Source organism: Alexandriicola marinus (assembly GCF_004000435.1).
GTDB classification, from domain to species: domain Bacteria; phylum Pseudomonadota; class Alphaproteobacteria; order Rhodobacterales; family Rhodobacteraceae; genus Alexandriicola; species Alexandriicola marinus.
Genome location: NZ_RBVZ01000001.1, coordinates 479,149 through 499,151, shown reverse-complemented (window position 1 = coordinate 499,151; position 20,003 = coordinate 479,149). Strand labels below are relative to the sequence as shown.

At 64.5% G+C, this 20,003-nt stretch carries 21 protein-coding genes; 13 read left to right on the top strand and 8 right to left on the bottom strand.

The window, feature by feature from the left end; translation table 11 throughout:
- The first annotated feature begins 140 nt into the window (after window positions 1–140).
- On the top strand, window positions 141–653 hold the full coding sequence (gene infC, locus EP376_RS02450; RefSeq protein ID WP_338068373.1) for a translation initiation factor IF-3: 513 nt from the start codon (window positions 141–143) through the stop codon (window positions 651–653).
- A gap of 58 nt (window positions 654–711) precedes the next feature.
- Here the strand turns inward: infC and EP376_RS02445 are convergent, their stop codons facing one another.
- On the bottom strand, window positions 712–1,737 hold the full coding sequence (locus EP376_RS02445) for a LacI family DNA-binding transcriptional regulator (protein WP_127653941.1): 1,026 nt from the start codon (window positions 1,735–1,737) through the stop codon (window positions 712–714).
- Window positions 1,738–1,816: 79 nt separating this feature from the next.
- Between EP376_RS02445 and EP376_RS02440 the strand changes: the two genes are divergently transcribed.
- Entirely contained in the window at window positions 1,817–2,989 is a 1,173-nt protein-coding gene (locus EP376_RS02440) for a phytanoyl-CoA dioxygenase family protein (protein WP_127653940.1), read from the top strand.
- Between the two features lie 16 nt (window positions 2,990–3,005).
- Here EP376_RS02440 and EP376_RS02435 read toward each other — a convergent pair whose 3' ends face one another.
- The 5 genes from EP376_RS02435 to EP376_RS23280 form a co-directional block, all read right to left on the bottom strand.
- The gene (locus EP376_RS02435; protein WP_127653939.1) at window positions 3,006–3,794 is read right to left on the bottom strand and encodes an FAD binding domain-containing protein; all 789 of its coding nucleotides are present in this window, start codon (window positions 3,792–3,794) and stop codon (window positions 3,006–3,008) included.
- Between the two features lie 45 nt (window positions 3,795–3,839).
- Entirely contained in the window at window positions 3,840–4,325 is a 486-nt protein-coding gene (locus EP376_RS02430) for a (2Fe-2S)-binding protein (protein ID WP_127653938.1), read from the bottom strand.
- A 132-nt stretch (window positions 4,326–4,457) separates the two neighbouring features.
- Window positions 4,458–5,456 carry a molybdopterin-binding protein gene (locus tag EP376_RS02425; RefSeq protein WP_127653937.1) on the bottom strand — a complete coding sequence of 333 codons (999 nt, stop codon included), beginning with the start codon at window positions 5,454–5,456 and terminating at the stop codon, window positions 4,458–4,460.
- Window positions 5,453–6,424 (bottom strand): XdhC family protein, encoded by a 972-nt coding sequence (locus EP376_RS02420; RefSeq protein ID WP_127653936.1) that lies wholly within the window; start codon window positions 6,422–6,424, stop codon window positions 5,453–5,455. The genes EP376_RS02425 and EP376_RS02420 overlap by 4 nt, the downstream gene beginning before the upstream one ends.
- Window positions 6,425–6,576: 152 nt before the next feature.
- On the bottom strand, window positions 6,577–7,356 hold the full coding sequence (locus tag EP376_RS23280) for a hypothetical protein (RefSeq protein WP_238928558.1): 780 nt from the start codon (window positions 7,354–7,356) through the stop codon (window positions 6,577–6,579).
- 102 nt (window positions 7,357–7,458) lie between these two features.
- Between EP376_RS23280 and EP376_RS02410 the strand changes: the two genes are divergently transcribed.
- The gene (locus EP376_RS02410; protein ID WP_240652426.1) at window positions 7,459–8,394 is read left to right on the top strand and encodes a hypothetical protein; all 936 of its coding nucleotides are present in this window, start codon (window positions 7,459–7,461) and stop codon (window positions 8,392–8,394) included.
- Window positions 8,395–8,398: 4 nt separating this feature from the next.
- Here the strand turns inward: EP376_RS02410 and EP376_RS02405 are convergent, their stop codons facing one another.
- Window positions 8,399–9,013, bottom strand: coding sequence for a hypothetical protein (locus EP376_RS02405; RefSeq protein ID WP_127653934.1), 615 nt, complete (start codon window positions 9,011–9,013; stop codon window positions 8,399–8,401).
- A complete protein-coding gene (locus tag EP376_RS02400; protein WP_127653933.1) occupies window positions 9,010–9,291 on the bottom strand; it encodes a hypothetical protein in 282 nt (93 codons plus the stop codon). The genes EP376_RS02405 and EP376_RS02400 overlap by 4 nt, the downstream gene beginning before the upstream one ends.
- 113 nt (window positions 9,292–9,404) lie before the next feature.
- Between EP376_RS02400 and pyrC the strand changes: the two genes are divergently transcribed.
- From pyrC to radA, 10 genes are all read left to right on the top strand, one after another.
- Window positions 9,405–10,457 (top strand): dihydroorotase, encoded by a 1,053-nt coding sequence (gene pyrC, locus EP376_RS02395; protein WP_127654703.1) that lies wholly within the window; start codon window positions 9,405–9,407, stop codon window positions 10,455–10,457.
- A 31-nt stretch (window positions 10,458–10,488) separates the two neighbouring features.
- Complete coding sequence (locus EP376_RS02390; RefSeq protein ID WP_127653932.1) at window positions 10,489–11,160, top strand: orotate phosphoribosyltransferase; 672 nt, start codon at window positions 10,489–10,491, stop codon at window positions 11,158–11,160.
- A 276-nt stretch (window positions 11,161–11,436) separates the two neighbouring features.
- Window positions 11,437–12,924 carry a replicative DNA helicase gene (locus tag EP376_RS02385; RefSeq protein WP_127653931.1) on the top strand — a complete coding sequence of 496 codons (1,488 nt, stop codon included), beginning with the start codon at window positions 11,437–11,439 and terminating at the stop codon, window positions 12,922–12,924.
- A gap of 46 nt (window positions 12,925–12,970) precedes the next feature.
- Window positions 12,971–13,768 carry a DUF1194 domain-containing protein gene (locus EP376_RS02380; RefSeq protein ID WP_127653930.1) on the top strand — a complete coding sequence of 266 codons (798 nt, stop codon included), beginning with the start codon at window positions 12,971–12,973 and terminating at the stop codon, window positions 13,766–13,768.
- 75 nt (window positions 13,769–13,843) lie between these two features.
- On the top strand, window positions 13,844–15,205 hold the full coding sequence (locus EP376_RS02375; RefSeq protein WP_127653929.1) for a hypothetical protein: 1,362 nt from the start codon (window positions 13,844–13,846) through the stop codon (window positions 15,203–15,205).
- A complete protein-coding gene (locus tag EP376_RS02370; RefSeq protein WP_127653928.1) occupies window positions 15,202–15,975 on the top strand; it encodes a COG3904 family protein in 774 nt (257 codons plus the stop codon). Before EP376_RS02375 ends, EP376_RS02370 begins: the two co-directional genes overlap by 4 nt.
- 58 nt (window positions 15,976–16,033) lie before the next feature.
- Complete coding sequence (gene alr / locus EP376_RS02365) at window positions 16,034–17,071, top strand: alanine racemase (protein WP_127653927.1); 1,038 nt, start codon at window positions 16,034–16,036, stop codon at window positions 17,069–17,071.
- Between the two features lie 219 nt (window positions 17,072–17,290).
- A complete protein-coding gene (locus tag EP376_RS02360; protein ID WP_238928556.1) occupies window positions 17,291–18,055 on the top strand; it encodes a DNA repair protein in 765 nt (254 codons plus the stop codon).
- 73 nt (window positions 18,056–18,128) lie between these two features.
- Entirely contained in the window at window positions 18,129–18,563 is a 435-nt protein-coding gene (locus tag EP376_RS02355) for a paraquat-inducible protein A (protein WP_127653926.1), read from the top strand.
- 39 nt (window positions 18,564–18,602) lie between these two features.
- Window positions 18,603–19,991 carry a DNA repair protein RadA gene (radA, locus tag EP376_RS02350; RefSeq protein WP_127653925.1) on the top strand — a complete coding sequence of 463 codons (1,389 nt, stop codon included), beginning with the start codon at window positions 18,603–18,605 and terminating at the stop codon, window positions 19,989–19,991.
- Window positions 19,992–20,003: the final 12 nt, after the last annotated feature.

Sequence of the window (20,003 nt, the reverse complement as noted above, 5' to 3'; positions counted from 1 at the left end):
AAAGTGATGTAAAAGGCGCAATCCCCCGGACGGCCTTTTCCGGCTTGAACCCGCAGAGCCGTCAGATTACCTTTCGAACGCAATTTTCAACTGAACAAAGGACGAAAGCCATAGCCCGCAGACCACATAACGCGCCCCCGGTGCGTGACACAGGCCCTCGCGTCAACAGCCGCATCAGGGCCGCGGAAATCCGCCTTATCGGGGCAGAAGGTGAAAATATCGGAGTGATCAGCCCGGAAAAGGCGCTGGCCCTCGCCGAAGAGGCCGGGCTTGATCTGGTCGAGATTTCTCCAAACGCCAATCCGCCGGTCTGCAAGATCATGGATTATGGCAAGTACAAGTACGAGACTCAGAAGAAAGAGGCCGAGGCTCGGAAAAAACAGAAGATCATCGAGGTCAAGGAAGTCAAATTCCGCCCCAACACCGACACGCATGACTATGACGTCAAGATGCGCAACGTGTTGAAATTCCTAGAAAATGGCGACAAGGTGAAGGTCACTCTCAGGTTCCGGGGCCGGGAGATGGCGCACCAGGATCTGGGTCGCGACCTGCTGCATCGCGTGGCGGCCGATGTCGAAGAGATCGGCAAGGTCGAGAACATGCCCAAGATGGAAGGCCGCCAGATGGTCATGATGATCGGCCCGACCAAGTAAGCCTCGGTTTCCGGACAGTTCTGAAGACGCGCGCCCCGCCGGGCGCGCGTTTGCCGTTTCAGGGCGGGATGTTTTCCGGCGTGATCACCCGGATCGGCGACGGCCCCGACGGGGTTGCCGATGGCGGGGTCAGTCGGTGCGCGCTCAGGATGTGACCGAAGGCCGACTGCATATCCGCCCGCAGATCGTGATCCAGCACCACCGAGATCGAACGGCGGCGCAGCAACTCGCGGTTATCGGCGTCAAGATCGTGGGCCACGTAGATATCGGGCAGCCGCCCCAGGTCTTTGAGCGTGGCGAGGATCCCGCGATTGCCCCCACCCATCGAATAGACCGCCCTGAGATCGCGGCACTGCCCCGTCACCTCGGCGATCCGCCGCGCGGTATCGGGGTTGAGCCCGCCACCGCCGCTTGCATCCAGAATGGCGAGTTGCGGCGCCTCGCGCCGCAAAGCCTGGGCAAAGGCCGCGAATCTCTGTTCCTCCCCGGCAAAGCGCGCGTCGCTCATCGCGGTAAGCACCGTCCCGCCCTGACCGCCGTTCATCCGCGCGATGAGCCATGCAGCCGTGCGCCCGGCCATCGGATTGTCGAGGCCCGCATAGGCGATCCGCTCTGTTCCGGTCAGATCGGTAAAGATCGTGACGACCGGGATACCCCGCTCGGCCAGCCGGGCGACCGCGGCCCGCACCGGCGGCAGATCGCGCGCCTTGATGCAGATGCCCTGACTGCCCCGCCGCGCGATCCTGTCGAGAATCGTGGCCGTGTCAGGCCCGCTGAGCCGTTCGTGAAAGCTGAACCGGGGCCGGATCACCGCGGCGCCCCCCATCAGGGGCAGGACGGCTTCGGCGGCGGCGCGTATCTCGGTGCTGAACCGGCGCGGCGCCTCGACCACCAGATCGACAAAGACCCGCCGCCCCCGCGCCGACAATTGCGCCTCCTGCCCCTCGAGTTCGGCAATGGCCGCGGCGACCCGTGCCGCGGACTGGGCGCTGACATGAGCCCGGGCGTTCAGAACCCGGTCCACCGTTGCGGTCGACAGTCCCGATTGGGCAGCGATCTCCTTGATGGGAAAGCGATGGGTCATTGATGGATTATTGATGTGTTTCCGCCTCGGCGGCAAGCGCCTGTGCCCCTATGATCACACCAAATGGGAGGAGGACCCGATGAAAGACGTTCAAGACAAGAACCCCGCCTACTTCACCGCCGAGACCTGCGATCTGGCCGATTTCGCGCAACTGTGCGAACAGACGCTCGCCCCCGAGACCGTGCCCAATGCGGCGCGGGTGGAAAAGAACATCCCCATCTATGACGGCGCGGCGCTGCGCGACCGGCTGACCGATCCCGCCGATCGTCGGGCCATCATGGCGGAATGGGCGCGCAACTTCCGCACGGGCTCCGGCATCGTGGTGATCTCGGGCGGCTATGCCGACACCACCGTCATCGATGAAGCGACCCAGGTCTATCTCGACCTGATCGAGGCCGAGAGGGAGGCCCATGTCGGCGCCGACCACTTTGCGGCGGGTGGCGCGAATGATCGCCTTTGGAATTCGCTCCAGAAGCTGTGCCTTGCCGATTCCCGGCTTTTTGCACGGTATTTCGGAAATACCTTGATCGACGCGGCCTGCGAGGCGTGGCTTGGCCCGAACTACCAGATGACTGCACAGGTCAACCTCGTGCATCCCGGCGGGAAGGCCCAGACCGCGCATCGCGACTATCACCTTGGCTTCCAGACCGCCGAGACCTGCGCGCGCTACCCGGCTCATGTGCATGACCTCTCACCCGTAATGACGCTGCAGGCCGGGATTGCTCATTGTGACATGTCGCTGGCGTCGGGGCCGACCAAGCTCTTGCCGTTCAGTCAGGCCTATCGCCCGGGCTATGCCGCCTACCGGTTGCCGGAATTCGCCGAATATTTCGAGGCGAACCATGTGCAATTACCACTGGCGAAAGGCGATCTTCTGTTCTTCAACCCGGCGCTCTTCCACGCCGCGGGCGAGAACAAGACGACAGATGTCGAACGCTTCGTGAACCTGATGCAAATCGGCTCGGCCCTTGGACGGACGCTTGAGAATGTCGACAGATACCAGATGAGCCTTGCGCTCTATCCTGTTCTTCTGGAAGGCAAAACGGGCCTGTCAGAGGCCGAGGTGGATGCCGCCATCGCCTGCTGCGCAGAAGGCTATCCTTTCCCGACCAACCTTGACACCGATCCGCCGGTTGGCGGGCTTGCCCCGCCCAGCATGGCCGATCTGATGCGACAGGCACTGGACGATGGCTACAGCATCGATGCGTTCCGGGCCGCGCTCGACGCACAACGCGAACGTCAGGGGGCCTGAGGCCCCCTCGCGAATATCAGGCAGCCTCGACCGCGCGCTTTGCCATGACCTTGACCAGATGGGCGCGATACTCGGCCGATCCGTGCAGATCCCCGATCATCTGATCGGCCGAGACACTCAGCGGTTCGAGCGCTGCGGCGCTGAAATCCGAATTCAGCGCCTCTTCCGCCTCGCTCCACCGGAAGACGCCGTTTTCGCTGGCCCCGGTCACAGCAACCCGCACGCCATCGTCGAATTGCGCCACGAAGACGCCGACAAGCGCAAAGCGCGAGGCCGGCTGCACGAATTTCTGGTAGCTGGCCCGGCGCGGCACCGGGAACCGGACCTCGGTGATGATCTCGCCTTCGTTCAGCGCGGTCTCGAACATGCCGATGAAATAGGCGTCGGCCGGGATGTCGCGCGTGTTGGTCTTGATCGTGGCCCCGGCCCCAAGAGCCGCCGCCGGATAGCAGGCAGAGGGGTCGTTGTTGGCGAGGCTCCCGCCGATTGTGCCCCGGTTGCGCACGGCCGGATCGCCGATATGCCCGGCCATCGCGGCCAGCGCGGGAAAGCTGTCGGCGGCCTCGCGGGCAACGACGGCATGCGACGTGGCCCCGCCGATGCACACCTCGCCCGCGTCACTCATGCAGACGCCCTGCATCTCGCCGATCGCTGTCAGGCTGACGAGGGTTTCGGGCATCGCGAGACGCTGCTTCAGCGTAGGGATCAATGTCTGCCCCCCGCCCAGCGCCTGTCCGCCCTCTTCGGACAGCAGCGCCAAGGCCTCGGCGATCGTTTCGGGGCGTTCAATCTCGAATGCATACATGCTGTCTTCTCCTGTCGGCGCGGATCGACCGGCCGCGCGTCTTGATCAGCCGGCGACCATCGCGTCCACGTCCTGACCGGACGCGGCGAGGACCGCCTTTATGATGTTGTGATACCCGGTGCAGCGGCAGATGTTGCCCTCGAGATAGTCGCGGATCTCGGCCACGCTCGGCTTGGGGTTTTCTTTCAGCAACGAGGCGGTCGCCATGACCATCCCCGGGGTGCAAAATCCGCATTGCAGGCCGTGCTGATCCTGAAAGGCCTGCTGGATCGCTGACAGCGAACCGTCGGGATTGGCCATGCCCTCGATCGTCGTCACTTCGGTGCCCGCGGCTTCGGCCGCGAACATGGTGCAGGATTTCACGACCTCACCGTCCACGTGAACAAGGCAGGCGCCGCACTGGCTCGTGTCACAGCCGATATGGGTGCCCGTCAGCCGCAAGTTTCCACGCAGGAAATCCGACAGAAGCGTGCGCCCCTCCACCTCGGCAGAGACGGCCTCGCCATTCACGGTCATCGAGACCTGTGTCATAGATATTCTCCCCCGTGTTCGAATGATCGGCGGCAGATAATCACGCGGCCCCGGGGATTGGAAGGCATTTTTCGGGCTCCGGATCGCGGCGCGCGCCACAGCGTCAGGCACCGGTTCCGGAGGCGCCCTGCCCTACTTGGCCTCGCGTGGTCGCGGACGGCTTGGCGGCTCCTTCAGCAGCCCGCCGATGCCCATCGCGGCGATATCGGCATCCGACACCTCGACCCCGCACAGGAGCCGGTCCAGCACCCAGTCGGCCCCGTTCAACGCGACGGACCGCGCGCATCCCGGCAGCCCGATCACGGGCACCCCGCGCAACTGCCCGACAAGAAGCAGGTTGCCGGGATCGACGGGCATCCCGAACCGGGTGAGTGTGCCGCCGGCGCGCCTCAGGGCGGCGGGGCCCACGTCGAGCGGGTCGGATGTGGCGGAGCCCGTCAGGATCAGCACGATATCGGCGGACGACGCGGTCAGCGCCTGGGCAAGTGCACCGACCTCGTGCGGGATGATCTCTCTCGGACCGAGGGAGACACCGAACCGGTCGAGCCGCGCCTTGGTCGCCGCGCGGCCCTTGGCGCCGATCGTCTGGCCCGGAACCGTGGTTTCGATAAGCCGGGCGGTGCGCCGCACCGGCGCATGCCGCTGCAAGAGGCCCTGCCCGCCCAGCGCCTCGGCGGCGGCCACGTCGGCCTCGGGAGCGGCATAGGTGATGATCTTGACCGTGGCGACCAGGGTCCGGTCCTCGAGCCGCGCATAGGGGGGCAGCGTGGCCAGCGTGAGCGCCGGATTGATCCGGTTCAACCGGTCGATGGCCGCCGTGTCGAGGCCCAGTATCCCCGACCCCGTGGCATGGATATTGACCCGGCCGGTCGTGGCCCGGCCCAGGCGCAATCCCGCGCCGTCCGGATCGGGCAGGATGGCGCGGGCCAGCCGCTCCGCCGCGCGATCCTCGGTCACGTCGCCCGGTTCGGGGCGGGCGGCGATGACCTCTGTCAAACCGGCCATCGCCAACCGCTCCAGATCGGCAGGCTCAAGAGCCTTGCCCTTTCGCAGCCGACCATCGGGCAGGCCCACCGAATGGGCGAGGATCGCCCCCTCGGCCGCAGCCACGGGAACCGGACCGAACTTCATCCGCGCCTCAATGTCCGGGTTACCTCTGCCATGATCGAAACGGCGATCTCCGCCGGGGAGCGCCCCCCGATGTCGAGCCCGACCGGCGCATGGATACGGGCGATATCGCCCGCCCCAAAGCCCGCCTCCTCAAGCCGGGCCACACGTTTGGCATGGGTCCGTGTCGAGCCGAGACAGCCGAGGTAGAACACCTCCGAGCGCAGCGCCGTGACGATCGCGGGATCGTCCAGCTTTGGATCGTGGGTCAGCGTGATCACGGCCGTTCTGGGATCAAGGCCATGGGCCGCAAGGGCCTCGTCGGGCCAATCGTCGAGGATCGTCTCGCCGGGGAAACGCGCCGCCGCCCCGAAGGCCGGGCGGGGATCGATGATCACGGGATCATAGCCCGCAAGCCGCGCCATGACGACAAGAGGCTGGGCGATGTGAACGGCGCCCACGATCACCATGCGCAGGGGCGGGTTGTGCACGCCGATGAAGGTTCGCTCATCGGGCTCGATGCCGGATCTGTCGAGGCGGAACCTCTCGGGCGCGGCATCGGGGCCGATCAATTCACGCGAAACGCCTTCCAGATCGACGGACAGGCCGATGGCCTGCCGCGCGTCACGCGCCTCGACCAGCCGGGCCAATGTCTGCTCGGGCAAGGTGCCGCCGACCGTATCCACATGGACACGGATGCGCCCGCCACAGGCCAGCCCCACGGCGAAAGCCTCGTCATCGCTGACCCCATAGTCCAGAAGGCGCGTGCGGCCCTCATCCAGCGCCTCGATCGCCTCGACGATCACCGCGCCTTCGACACAGCCACCCGAGACGGAGCCCTCCATCGCGCCCTCCCGGTCGATCACCAGCTGGCTGCCCACAGGGCGCGGCGCGGAGCCCCAGGTTTCGACCACCGTGGCGATGGCCGCACCCCGCCCCGCGCGATGCCAGTCGAGCGCAAGTCGGGGAATGTCGTCGGTGCGGTCGTCCATGCTGTCCTCCCGAAGTTGCGGTCGCTGCAGATTAGGCGATGCCCACGGCAGACGGAAGCGGACCTTCCGATGTGGAATGAAAAACCCCGCCGCCGGGTCTCCGGGGCGGGGCAGAAAGGGCCGGTGGGCAGCGCGTGCCCGTGATCCCTGCGTCAGTAGTCGTATTCGGTAAAGATCAGCTGGCCAGGATTGCGGCGCGATCCGTCATAGGAGCCGATCCAGATATCATAGCGACCGGCCATCGGGTTCGAGATCGTCACCGCAGGATTGGTTCCGCGATAATCGTCATCATAGAACCAGGTCTGGCCGTCGGGCGCGTTCACCAGCAGGATCGCATCGGCACCACTTTGCACGGCGATCGTCAACTGCGAGGAGGTCCCGCTCCATGACAGGGAGAAATCCGGCCGTGTCGTGACAAAGCCGTTCACGTTCTGCTGGCCACGGCCAAGGATAGTCCCGAAGTAGCAGTTGTTCAGGTTGGTCGATCCGCCCGCCGTAATGTTGCGGACGATCGGATCAGGCTGGAACCCGGCACTCAGCCCGATCTGGCCGAAATGAGGATTGAGATTGAAGTTGGGGCAGGCAACGGCAGGGGCTGCGGCGATTGCAGTCCCGACTGACAACGCCGCAAGAATTCTTTTCAGCATAAGCTGTCCTCCAGAAAAAAATGTTTGGCAAAGGCCAATGGAATTCAGCGTCTTTCCGCCGATCGGGTAAGTCAATGATTTTTGAGCAGACAATTGCCGAACTATCCCGAATGTCACGCCGAGACGGCAATTCTGTCTTCCGCCCATTTTGCCGGGATCACAGCGCAGGTTGATCCTCGGTGAAAATCGGGGATCACGTCCGCCGGTCCCGCTTCTCCAAACTTTTGCCGCAATTCGCCACGGATTGTTGCCACCCATGCACCAATTCACATCGATTTCCATCATTGTCGGCACTTGGTTGCGAAAAACCTGGCGCAAACCTGTGCGGACTTGCCCTTCCACGCCGGAACGCGAAAAGTATCGATCAGGCTCTTGGGGGGCAATGTTGTGAACGAGTCACCAGATCTCGATGTTGATCTGTCCGGGCTGGATCCGGACGAATGGACCCGTCGTATCGATGAGATCGGCGAGGACGAAGGCTATTACCAACGGATCGGCGACCGGCATGCGGCGCTGTTCATAGATGCGGGGCCGAAACTTCTGGTCAGTTTCGAAAACCGCGCGACGGCCATGTCGAACCCGTTCGGCAGGCCCCGCGGATTTGACATGGCCACACGCGAGAACTGGTCATTGCTGACGATTCTGGCCGACGGCGATACGTGGTTCCGCGCGCCCGAACTCTATGGCTATTTCGACCGGCTGGTGGACGAGGCCTTTCTCGAGGATTTTGACCGGGTCCTGTTCTTCGGCATTCATGATGCGGGCTATGCGGCGGCGGCCTATTCGGTCACGTCCCCGGGGGCGAGCGCGCTTCTGATCCGGCCGGTGGCAACTCTTGATCCGGCGATCACCCCATGGGAGCGGCGGTTCACCTCGAAAAGGCGGCTCGATTTCACCACCCGCTATGGCTATGCGCCCGACATGGTCGAAGCACTCGACAAGGCGCATGTGGTCTTTGACCCGACCAAGGCCGCCGACGCGATGCATGCCGCACTGTATCGCGGACCCAATGTCAGCTTCTATCCGACCCGTCAGGCCCGCCCCCGGATCGAGGCGCTGTTCGACGGAATCGGCATCACCGGCGACCTGCTCAAGGCCGCGATGGACGACAGGCTCGACCCGTCGCGCTTTGCCGAGTTGTGGCGCAGGCGCCGGACCTCGGCCTCCTATGTGCGCAACCTGCTGAAACGGGTGGATATGGACGACCGGCCCGGGCTGGCCGCGCGGATCTGCGCCTTCGGCCTCACAACACCCGACGCGGAATTCTATCGCGACCGGCTCGCGGCGCTTGGCGGTGCGGCGTCCGCCCGCGCGCCGGCGTAGCGGCCTATTTGCTGGCCCGCCTGAGCGCAACCGGCACAAGGGCTGCGGTATCCTCACCGTCAAGCTCGCTCCATTCGAGGATCGCCGTGCCCAGCTCCTCGAGGTAGAGATAGCGCAGGTCAAGACCGCCCTCTTCGCCCCAGTCGTATCGCAGCTCGGCAAGGATCGTCGAATAGGTGCATCCCGACAGTTCAAGCGGCGCCCCCTGCGAGAACCGCAGGATCGTCGTCTCTTCGCGGCTGGTTCCGTCGTCAAACTGGTTGACCGTCCGGCCTGTCCAGCCCAGCCCCGGCAACGGCGGAGGAAAGCGGGCGGGATCGATCGGGAATTCCACCACCAGCGTGGTGCCGGGCTCCCGCCCTCCGGCCGCGTTCAACTGCCATTCCTCGACGAAATAGACGCCGTGCCACGCCCGCAGGACCCACGGCGCATCGCCCGAGGCATAGCGCTCCTCGATAAGATGCGTGCCGTCCCCGATGCGGCGGATCGTGGTGTAGTCGCCCGTCTGGTATTCGACGACCACGCCACGGGTCAGGTCCGCAGGGCCGAGGCATTCTGCCTGCGCCGCACCGACCGCCAGCGCCGCGCACAGCGCCGCGGTTGCGCCGTGCCGGATCATGGGCGCTTCCCGTCGATCCGCGACTTCGCAAAAGCCGACAGCCGCAAGCCGAAATAGCCGATCACGCCGCCGAGGATCACACCGAGAGGCGAGCCTGCGTCGAACATCGCGCAAAGCGCACCGGCGATCACCATCACGACCATGAAGCTGAACAGCTTCATTTCCCCGTCTTCGAGTTTGATCGCGCCGCGCAGGGTTTCGGCCAGCGGCCGGGCAAGCGGTGCCTCGGCATGTGGCGCAAGAAAGCCCGCCACAAGAGCAATGACAAATCCGAACATCGCATCACCGTTCGTTGAAATGACCTAACCCGGACTATCACCAAGCGGCTCGTGCGGGGCAAGTCCCTATGGCCAGTCGCGCCCGCTGGGTGTAACGGAAGGTCATGACAGAGATGCATGATGCGACCCCGCCCCGCCTGACCATCCGCCGGCCTGACGACTGGCATCTGCACTTGCGCGACGGCGGGATGCTGAAAGGGGTGCTGCCCGACACGGCCCGCCATTTCGCGCGCGCCATCGTGATGCCAAACCTCGTCCCGCCCGTCGTGACGGCCGAGCAGGCCAATGCCTACCGAGACCGGATCATGGCGGCCCTGCCCGAGGGCATGACGTTCCAGCCGCTTATGACGCTCTACCTGACCGAAGAGACCGATCCCGACGACGTGGCCCGCGCCCATGCAGAGGGTATCGCCACGGCGGTCAAGCTTTATCCGGCGGGCGCCACGACCAATTCCGCCTCGGGCGTGCGGGACTTCGCAAAGGTCCGTCCGGTTCTGGAACAGATGGCCGAGATCGGAATGCCGCTGTGCGTTCATGGCGAGGTGACCGATCCGTCGATCGATATCTTCGACCGCGAGGCCGTGTTCATCGACAAGATCCTGAAACCCATCCGCAAGAAGACGCCCGATCTGCGCGTCGTGATGGAACATGTGACAACGCAGAACGCGGTGGATTACGTCCGCGACACACCCAAGAACCTTGCCGCGACGATCACCACCCATCACCTGATCATCAACCGCAACCACATCCTCGCAGGCGGGATCAGGCCGCATTATTACTGCCTGCCGGTGGCCAAGCGGGAAAAGCATCGCGTGGCGCTGGTTCAGGCGGCGGTGTCCGGTGACCGGCGGTTCTTCCTCGGCACCGATTCCGCCCCGCACAATGACCCGGCCAAGCTTCAGCCCTGCGGATGCGCGGGCATCTATACTGCGCCGGTGACAATGGCCTGCCTCGCCGAAGTGTTCGAGACGGCCGACAAGCTGCGCCAGCTGGAGGCGTTCACCTCGCTCAACGGGCCCGCCTTCTATGGGCTGCCGCCCAATGAGGAAACGATCACGCTGGTCAAGGACGGACCATTCGACCGGCCAGACCGGATCGAGACGGAGGATGGCCCCGTCACCATCTTTGATCCCGGCTTCCCGATGCACTGGCGCGTTGACGCCTGAACCCGCCCCTACCGACGCAGGACAAGACACCATGATCCCATCCAGTTTTCCCGACAAAACCGAAATCGCCCGGGTCTCGGCCCGCATCCTGCTTGATATCGGGGCCGTCAATTTCAATTCCGAAGAACCCTTCACCTATGCCTCGGGCCGGCGGGCGCCGGTCTATGTGGATTGCCGCCGGATCATCTCATTCCCGCGCGCGCGGTCGGTGCTGATGGATTTCCTGGCGGCCACGATCATGCGCGAGGCCGGCACCGAAGCCTTCGACAACATCGCCGGCGGCGAGACGGCTGGCATCCCCTTTGGCGCGATGATCGCCGAGCGGCTGGCCCTGCCGATGACCTATGTCCGCAAGAAGCCCAAGGGCTATGGCAAGAACGCCCGGATCGAGGGCGCGATGACAGAAGGCCAGCGGGTCTGCCTTGTCGAGGACATGACGACCGACGGCGGATCGAAGATCTCCTTCGTCGATGCGATCCGCGAGACGGGCGCGACCTGCAACTACACGGCGGTCGTCTTTTTCTATGGCATCCATGAGGGCGTCGAATATCGGTTGGCCGATCACGGGATCACGCTTCTGTCGCTGTGCACATGGTGGGACGTGATCGCCGCGGCCCGCGAGGGCAGCACCTTCGATGCGGCCACGCTGGACGCGGTCGAGGCCTATCTGCGCGATCCCGGCGGCTGGACGCCGCCCGCCTGACGCGTGGCTCGGGTGTGGAGAAATCGCCCACAGAATCAGGGAAAGTCATTGCGGCCCACGGGGGATGACGGCCCTTGCGGTCAGGCGTGACCCTTCATCTTGTGACATGTCGACCGACTTGCGGTATATGTTGATCAGACAGGCAAACCAGCCGCGGGGCAAACCCGGTTCGCCCACAGGGTTGTCCCCGCAGATATCCCGATAGCCGGACGCCTTCGGGCGATGTAGAGCATCGGACGGGGATACGAGGGTGAGCAGGCAGGGGAAACGGACCAAATGAACGAGATCACGGTTTTCAATCCGGCAGGCAATTCCGAAGAACAAAGCGCGATGCCGCATTCCGTCGAGGCGGAACAGCAGCTTCTGGGCGCGATCCTGACGAACAACGACATCTTCGACAGGGTCAGTTCGATCATCACCATGGATCATTTCTATGATCCGGTTCATGCGCGCATCTTCGACGTGGCCGCCCAGCGCATCTCAAAGAACGCGCTGGCTTCTCCGGTTACGCTCAAGGCGTTTCTCGAGGATGACGAGGGGCTCAAGGAGTTGGGCGGGCCGGCCTATCTGGCGCGGCTGGCCGGTGCTGCCATCTCGGCCTTCGCGGCGCGCGATTATGCACAGATGATCTATGATCTGGCGATCCGGCGCGAGTTGATCCAGCTGGGTCAGGAGATTGCCGCCAAGGCCGGCAAGGTCGATGTCGCCTCGGAGCCGCGCGAACAGATCGTCGAGGCGGAGCAAAAGCTTTACAAGCTTGCCGAACAGGGGCGCTCCGACACCGGATTCCAGAGCTTTCTCAGGGCCGTGACCGATGCCGTTCAGGTGGCCAATGCCGCCTATCAGCGCGATGGCGGGCTGGCCGGCGTATCGACCGGTCTTGTCGATCTCGACAAGAAACTGGGCGGGCTGCACAAGTCGGACCTTCTGATTCTTGCCGGGCGCCCCTCCATGGGCAAGACGTCGCTTGCCACCAACGTGGCCTTCAACATCGCCCGGGCCTATCGCAAGGGGCAGCTGCCCGATGGCAGCGAAGGCTCCGTCAACGGCGGCGTGGTCGGCTTCTTCAGCCTCGAGATGAGCGCCGAACAACTTGCCGCCCGTATCCTGAGCGAGGCCTCGGAAGTGCCGTCGGAACAGATCCGGCGCGGCGACATGACAGAGGTGGAATTCCGCCGATTCGTCGATGCCGCAAAGGAACTGGAGGCCTGCCCTCTTTATATCGACGACACGCCCGCCCTGCCGATCAGCCAGGTTGCGGCGCGCGCGCGAAGGCTCAAGCGGACGCACGGGCTCGACGCGCTGTTCGTCGACTACCTTCAGCTGCTGCGCGGCGCGGGCCGGACGGAAAACCGGGTCAACGAAATCTCCGAGATCACCCAGGGCCTCAAGGCGATCGCCAAGGAACTCGACATTCCCGTCGTGGCGCTGTCGCAGCTGTCGCGTCAGGTCGAAAGCCGGGAGGACAAGCGCCCGCAGCTGTCGGACCTGCGCGAATCGGGCTCGATCGAGCAGGATGCCGACGTGGTGATGTTCGTCTTCCGCGAGGAATATTATGTCGAGCGGGAAAAGCCCTCCGACGACCGGCTCGAGGAAATGGCCGCCTGGCAGGAACGGATGGAGCGGCTGCATGGCAAGGCCGAGGTGATCATCGGCAAGCAGCGGCACGGGCCCATCGGCTCTGTCGATCTGAGCTTCGAGGGCCAGTTCACCCGCTTTGGCAACCTCGCCAAGCCGTGGCAGCAGGACAACGGCTTCGGCTGATCGCGCTTCACTTGCGCCGGGCGCCCGCCCGGCCCAAGATCGGCGCATGCGGTTCCTGTTCCTGATCTGGGCCATGCTGATGGTGGCCCTGCCCCTGCGTGCCGAAGAGGTCGATGTCGAGCTGTTGCTGATGGTCGACGTCTCGCTGTCGATGTCGCCCGAAGAGCTTGAAATCCAGAGGCGCGGCTATGCCGAGGCGATTGCCAGCGACGAAGTCTTTGCCGCGATCAGCAGCGGTTTCACCGGCCGGGTTGCCGTGGCCTATGTCGAATGGGCCGGCTCGAATTCGCACAACATCGTCGTCGACTGGCGCCTGATCGAGACACGCGAGGATGCACGCGCCTTTGCCTCGGCGCTTGACGATCATTTCCCGACGGCCCTGCGCCGCACCTCGCTGACCGGCGCGCTCCAGCTTGGTCAGCAGATGATCGAGACCAATGAATTCGAAGGGTTGCGGCGCGTCATTGATATCTCGGGCGACGGTCCGAATAATCAGGGCGGCGCGGTCGACAGGCGGCGTGACGCGGTTCTGTCGGCGGGTATCGTGATCAACGGCCTGCCCCTGATGACCCGCGACGGCGGGTTCTCCCACCTGCAACTGGACGATCTGGATGTCTATTACCGCGCCTGCGTCACAGGCGGGCCGGGCAGTTTCGTCCTGCCCGTCACCCGGTGGGAGGACTTCGCGACCGCCGTCCGGCGCAAGCTGGTTCTGGAACTGGCCGGTCACAGCCCCCGGGTGATGCAGGCACAGTTTGTACCCATTCCCGATTATGACTGCCAGATCGGCGAAAAGCTCTGGCAGCAGTATCGCAACGGCGTTGGCCAATTCGGCGGGCCGTGACGGGCAAACGGGGTCGTGACTCGCGCAGGACCCCACATCAAACTAGTTTCGTGTTTAACCCGGGGAGAGCATCGTATGAGCCAGGACCAAGAGACGACGCAGAGCGGCCGAAACGGCCTGCGCCAGGCCCGCGAGATCGAGGGGCACCTCGGATGGCTCGACGGCTTCACCGGCGCGGCGCTCGCCGTTCTTGCGGTGGCGTCGGGCATCTACACTTATCTCGGCGTCTCGTCGCTGCTGGATGATACCGGCGCCATGTCGGCCTTTGCCGCGATGGCCTATTCGGTGGCAGTCTCGGTCGGCATCTTCGTCTTCTGGTCCTATATGCTGCGCCTTCTGCCCGCGATGCGGACCATGGCGTCGCGGCTGGGACTGATGGGGGCGATGGGGCTTGGATGCGTCGCGATCATCGCCATGTCGTCGTGGCTGAACGCAGCCGCACTTGCAGGGGCCGCTGCGGTCGAACAGCATCTTGCGGTCACGGTCCAGAGGTATCAGGGCGCGCTCGAGCGGGCGAATACCATCGCCATTTCGGCCCAGAGCCTCGAACGGGACGTGGCCCGCCTGCGCCAGAGCTTCGAAGACCTCTCTGAACAGGAGGCCAGTGGCGAGCTGTCCGGATTTGCAGGCCAGGGCGCTGTCTTCCGGCTCTTGCGCCAGAAATCCGATGAGCTGGCCGCGCTCGAGGCGCAGATCGCGACGCAGGATGCGCTGGTGGCCGCAGCCTTTGCCGAAGGAAACGAAACACTCAGCCGGATGCGCGCGTTGACGGTGGCGCCCGGCCCGGTCGAGACACGGTCTGTCCAGTTCTCGGAAGAGGCGGTGCGTCTGGCCAACGTGATCACGCGCCTCAGGCAATTGTCGGTGGCCCCGCTCGTCCGGCGCTCGGCGCTCGATCTGTCGCAATCCGTGATCCTGCCGCAGCTGGACGGGTCGACCGAGGATACCCGCGCGGGCCAGCAGGCCACGATCGATTCCGTGCGCACCGTTCTGGCACAAAGGGCCGACACGCTGCGGCTCGCCGCCGAATCGGTCATGTCGATGGAGCAACCCGAAGAGACGGTCTACACACCCATTTCCGCCGCCGACGCCGTGATCCTGTATGCGGGCAATTTCGTGCCCAGCTGGGCGGGCGCCATCGCGATCGACCTTTTGCCGGCCGTTCTGGTGTTCATCACGGCCATCGCGCAGGCCGCGATCCGCTCGGGCCGAGAAACGACGCCGGTCAGCGATCAGCTGACCTTGGCCGAACTCCGCGCCGCCATGGCCGGCATCGACGAGATCGAACGCCAGATGGACCACGCACAGACCCTTGCCCACAGCCATCAACACCCCGAATCCGAGACCGAAGCTGACAGGCCACCGCCGCAGCCCACCGAGGCGGGCCAGCCCTGGCCGCAGGTTTCGGCGATCGATCCCGGACGTCGCGGCGAATGACCGAAGGCAGCCACACGATCCGGCGATGGATCATGGGCATCCTCGTCGTGCAGGTGGGCTTTGCCCTGATCCTGATGGGGGCCGATGTGATGCGGTCTCTGCCGGCGCTGCTGTCGCCCTCGCAGGCACCCGCCCTCCTGTCGCCGGTGGGCCCCGGCGATCAGCGGCGGCGGTTCGATCCCGGCGACATCACCTTTCGCACCCCGTCGCCCGGCACGCGACCGGTGCCCGCGACGCAGGACATGCCGACGCGGCTTGAATTCACCGCAGGCCAGATGGGCGAGCGTCCGGCGCTGACCCTGACGGGCACGATCGCGCCGGGCGATGGCGCGCGATTCGCCGACTGGATCGGAACCCATGTGCGGCCCGAGATCGTCTTTCTCAACAGCCCCGGCGGATCGGTGACCGACGCGATCGAGATCGGGCGCCAGTTGCGCCGGATGGGCATCGAAACGGCGATGACCGACAGCGATATCTGCCTGTCCGCCTGCCCCTATGTTCTGGCCGGCGGCACCCCACGCGACGTGGCGCCGGGGGCCATGGTCGGCGTGCACCAGCATTATTTCGGTGAAAACATCGCGCTGCCCGCCTTTCTGGCCGTGGAGGATATCCAGCGCGGCCAGGGCGAGGTCATGGGCTACCTGATCGAGATGGGCATCGACCCCGCCATCATGGAGCCCGCCCTGCTGACACCGCCCGACGAAATCTATGTTCTGCTGCCCGAAGAACTCAAAGGATTCGGGCTGATAGGGGCGCCGGAAGACAGCTGACCTGCGAGGCGTCTGTTCGCGCTTGCCGCGCCTGACGCGCCCTGTCAAAAGGGCCGCCATGAGTACTGGAATCCTGTCAATCGACCTTGCTGCGCTGGTTGCGAACTGGCGCGCGCTCGACGCGAAATCGGCGGCCGAGACGGCAGCTGTTGTCAAGGCGGACGGCTACGGTCTGGGCGCGGGGCGCGTCGCGCGCAGCCTGCTGAACGCCGGCTGTCGCACCTTCTTTGTCGCCACCGCCGAAGAAGGCGCCGGCCTACGCCAATCCATCGGACCCGAGCCCGAAATCCGCGTCTTTTCCGGCCACATGGCAGGCGATACCGAGATGATCGGCGATCTGGGTCTCGTGCCGATGCTGAACTCCCTCGATCAGCTGACCCGACATTTCGAGGCGCTGCCCGGCCACGCCTTCGGGATCCAGCTTGATACCGGGATGAACCGGCTTGGCATGGAATGGGACGAATGGGGCGCCGTGGCGGAAATGGCGATTGCACAGGGCCCGTGCCTGTTGATGAGCCACCTGGCCTGCGCCGACGAGCCCGATCATCCGATGAATGCCTATCAGCTGGATATGTTCCACCGGATGACGGACGGGCTTGGCGTGCCAAGATCGCTTGCCGCAACAGGCGGTGTCCTGCTTGGCCCGGACTATCATTTTGACATGACCCGCCCGGGCATCGGCCTTTATGGCGGGCGTCCGTTCACCGACGCGCGGCCCGTGGTGCAGCTTGATCTTCCCGTCATCCAGATCCGCGACCTGCGCGAAGGCGAGGTCGTCGGCTATGGCAACAGCTGGCAGGCCAAGCGCCCCTCGCGGATCGCGACCGTTTCGGCGGGCTATGCCGACGGTCTGCACCGGGCCCTGTCGAACCTCGCGACGCTTTGGGATGGCGATCGGCCCTGCCCGCTTGTCGGCCGGGTCTCGATGGACCTGATCACCGTCGATGTGACCGACCTGGGCGAATCGCCAGACGTGCTGAGCATCCTCGGGCCACATCAGGGTGTCGACGATCTGGCCGATCTGATCGGCACCATCGGCTACGAGATACTGACATCGCTCGGCCAGCGCTATTACCGACGCTACATTCCGGGCTGATATCCGCCATTGTTACACGTCGGGAAACAATGACGGCCTCGCCGCCGTAACGTGGAGACTTGCCCGCGAAAGTCGGTGGCCTGAGAGCAATTTCCCTTGGGAGCCGGGCCTTTATACGCATATCCTGAAGCCCGAGATATGGCTTTGGGGGAAGCTTGAGTGTCGTACCAGTTGCTGATTTTCCGCGCGTCGCAAGCGATGCAAGTCGCTGCAATATCCTTGATCGGACTTATCGGTCTGGCCCTTCTTGCGTTCACGATCGGATCTGCGCTGGGTCTTTTGCCCTGGCTCGAATTCGAGGCGACTTTCGGGGACTATACCTATCTCCATGCCGGACAGGCGGTTCAGATCGGGGTGACGGCCCTGTTTGTCATGCTGTTCTGTTTCATTCCCAGCCAGGTCCGGATCCTGTCACTGGAAAAGGCGCACAGGGATTTCCGCATCACGATGGATGACGTGGCCCTTGCCTATCATCGTTGTCATGCGGCCGACCGTGCCGGCGTGTTCACCATGTCATCCGAATTCGATCAGGTGCGCGAACGGCTGGCCTATCTGCGCGATCATCCCGATCTGCCCGAACTTGAAACCGACGTCCTGACCGTGGCCGCCCAGATGAGCCAGCAGGCCCGGCGTCTGGCCGATGTCTATTCCGACGAAAAGGTCCGCCGGGCCAAGGACTTCCTCGCCCAGCGCCAGCACGAGGCGGAAACGCAGCAGGCCCGGATCGTCGAGGCGCTGCATGTCTGCCGCGAGATTCGGCGCTGGACACATCAGGTCGAGTTGGAAGAACGCGTGGTCGCTAGCCAGCTGGACCGGCTCGACCAGCAATTGCGCGCCACCCTGCCCGAGCTTGGCTACATGATCGAGCCGGATTATTCGGATCATTACTTCGACAGCGCAGAGGCGGAGGCGGCCGGGGCCGACCTGACGCTCATGCGCAAACGGATGAACGTCTTCAGCCTGTCGCGCACCGCTGCGGAATGACCGGGCTGCCCTTGTCGGGGACGGCGCCTGTCATTAGGTCGACCCGGATGCGCGCCAAGGCGAGGACCCGATCATGACAGCCCTGAAACTCGCGAATCTCGCGCTTCTCGTCCTGTTTCCCGTGTCGTGGTTCGCGCCGCTCCTGAAGGCGGGGCTTCTTCCTGTCTTCGGACTGGACGAGATCAGCGTGATCTCGGGGCTGAGGGCGCTCTGGGATACCGACGTGATCCTCGCGCTTCTGGTCACGGCCTTCGCCCTCTTTGCTCCGATGTTCAAGACAATCGGTATCAGCTTGATTCATTTCGATCTTTTGAAACCCGCGGTGCAGCCTGTCCTGTCATGGCTAGGTAAACTGGCGATGGCGGATGTCTTTCTCATTGCGCTCTATGTCGTGATCCTCAAGGGCATCGGCATCGGCCGGGTCGAAACGTCATGGGGGCTCTATCTCTTTACCGGCTGCATCCTCGCCTCGATCGTGATCTCGGGCCTGACGCGGAAGGCGGGGTGAGCCATTGCCCCTTCCCGCGCCGCGGGGCATGAAAGGGCCATGGCAAAGGACCTGAGTTTTCACTGCACCGAATGCGGCGCGGCCCATTCGAAATGGACCGGCAAATGCGATGCCTGCGGCGCGTGGAATTCCATCGTCGAGGACAAGCCCCTGTCTCAGGGGCCGAAATCCAAGACGCTGGGCGGAAAACGCGGCCGGACCGTGCCGCTGACCGACCTTGCCACGCAAGAGGACGCCCCGCCCCGCACCGAGGCGGGCGTAGCGGAACTGGACCGTGTGCTGGGCGGTGGCCTTGTTGCGGCCTCTGCGATCCTGCTGGGCGGCGATCCGGGGATCGGGAAATCGACGCTCCTGCTTCAGGCGGCGGCACGATTCGCCCGCAACGGGCTCAAGGTGATCTATGTCACGGGCGAGGAATCCTCGGCACAGGTCCAGATGCGGGCACGCAGGCTCGGGCTGGAACAAAGCCCCGTCAAACTGGCGGCCGAAACCAACCTGCGCGACATCCTCACGACGCTCGAGGAGGAAAAACCCGACCTCGCGATCATCGATTCGATCCAGACGATGTGGGCCGACACCGTCGACAGCGCGCCGGGCTCCGTCAGTCAGGTCCGGGCTGCGGCGCATGAGCTGACGACCTTTGCCAAGGCCCGCAACATGGCCGTCGTCCTCGTGGGGCATGTGACCAAGGAAGGCGCCATTGCCGGGCCGCGTGTCGTTGAACACATGGTCGATTGCGTTCTCTATTTCGAAGGCGAACGCGGCCAACAGTTCCGTATTCTGCGCGCCGTGAAGAACCGCTTTGGCCCCGCCGACGAGATCGGCGTCTTCGAGATGACGGGCAAGGGGCTGGCTGAGGTCAGGAACCCCTCGGCCCTGTTCCTGAGCGAACGCAGCGCCCCTGCCCCGGGATCGGTCGTCTTTGCCGGGATCGAAGGCACCCGGCCGCTCTTGTGCGAGATACAGGCGCTTGTCGCCCCTGCCCCTCAGGGTCAGGCGCGCCGCTCGGTCGTCGGGTGGGATGGCAGCCGGCTGGCGATGATCCTAGCCGTGCTCGAGGCGCGCTGCGGGATCACCTTCGCCGGGCTCGATGTCTATCTCAACGTGGCGGGCGGATTGCGGATCACCGAACCTGCCGCCGACCTTGCCGTGGCCTGCGCACTTGTTTCCGCGCGCGAAGATACGACGTTGTCCGAAACCTGTGTCATTTTCGGCGAGATCAGCCTATCAGGTGCGGTGCGTCCGGTCAGCCAGACCGAAAACCGGTTGAAAGAGGCGCAAAAACTTGGTTTCTCCTCCGCGATCCTGCCCGCGCGCGCGAAACGTCGCGCGGATCCGGATCAGGAGGTGGGGCTGGAGCTGCAGAACATGCAGGATCTGGCAGGAGTGATCGAAACGGTCTTCGGGATAACACCCGAATCCGGATGACGGGGACAAGAG

Bases quoted from the DNA above. Each gene is read 5' to 3' on its own strand.
- alr (WP_127653927.1), top strand. From the start codon at position 16,034: ATGAGTACTGGAATCCTGTCAATCGACCTTGCTGCGCTGGTTGCGAAC.
- EP376_RS02435 (WP_127653939.1), bottom strand. From the start codon at position 3,794: ATGTATGCATTCGAGATTGAACGCCCCGAAACGATCGCCGAGGCCTTG.
- EP376_RS02375 (WP_127653929.1), top strand. From the start codon at position 13,844: ATGAGCCAGGACCAAGAGACGACGCAGAGCGGCCGAAACGGCCTGCGC.
- EP376_RS02390 (WP_127653932.1), top strand. From the start codon at position 10,489: ATGATCCCATCCAGTTTTCCCGACAAAACCGAAATCGCCCGGGTCTCG.
- EP376_RS02420 (WP_127653936.1), bottom strand. From the start codon at position 6,424: ATGGACGACCGCACCGACGACATTCCCCGACTTGCGCTCGACTGGCAT.
- EP376_RS02355 (WP_127653926.1), top strand. From the start codon at position 18,129: ATGACAGCCCTGAAACTCGCGAATCTCGCGCTTCTCGTCCTGTTTCCC.
- EP376_RS02405 (WP_127653934.1), bottom strand. From the start codon at position 9,013: ATGATCCGGCACGGCGCAACCGCGGCGCTGTGCGCGGCGCTGGCGGTC.
- EP376_RS02385 (WP_127653931.1), top strand. From the start codon at position 11,437: ATGAACGAGATCACGGTTTTCAATCCGGCAGGCAATTCCGAAGAACAA.
- EP376_RS02445 (WP_127653941.1), bottom strand. From the start codon at position 1,737: ATGACCCATCGCTTTCCCATCAAGGAGATCGCTGCCCAATCGGGACTG.
- EP376_RS02440 (WP_127653940.1), top strand. From the start codon at position 1,817: ATGAAAGACGTTCAAGACAAGAACCCCGCCTACTTCACCGCCGAGACC.
- EP376_RS02380 (WP_127653930.1), top strand. From the start codon at position 12,971: ATGCGGTTCCTGTTCCTGATCTGGGCCATGCTGATGGTGGCCCTGCCC.
- EP376_RS02430 (WP_127653938.1), bottom strand. From the start codon at position 4,325: ATGACACAGGTCTCGATGACCGTGAATGGCGAGGCCGTCTCTGCCGAG.
- EP376_RS02400 (WP_127653933.1), bottom strand. From the start codon at position 9,291: ATGTTCGGATTTGTCATTGCTCTTGTGGCGGGCTTTCTTGCGCCACAT.
- pyrC (WP_127654703.1), top strand. From the start codon at position 9,405: ATGCATGATGCGACCCCGCCCCGCCTGACCATCCGCCGGCCTGACGAC.
- EP376_RS02370 (WP_127653928.1), top strand. From the start codon at position 15,202: ATGACCGAAGGCAGCCACACGATCCGGCGATGGATCATGGGCATCCTC.
- radA (WP_127653925.1), top strand. From the start codon at position 18,603: ATGGCAAAGGACCTGAGTTTTCACTGCACCGAATGCGGCGCGGCCCAT.
- EP376_RS02425 (WP_127653937.1), bottom strand. From the start codon at position 5,456: ATGAAGTTCGGTCCGGTTCCCGTGGCTGCGGCCGAGGGGGCGATCCTC.
- EP376_RS23280 (WP_238928558.1), bottom strand. From the start codon at position 7,356: ATGATGGAAATCGATGTGAATTGGTGCATGGGTGGCAACAATCCGTGG.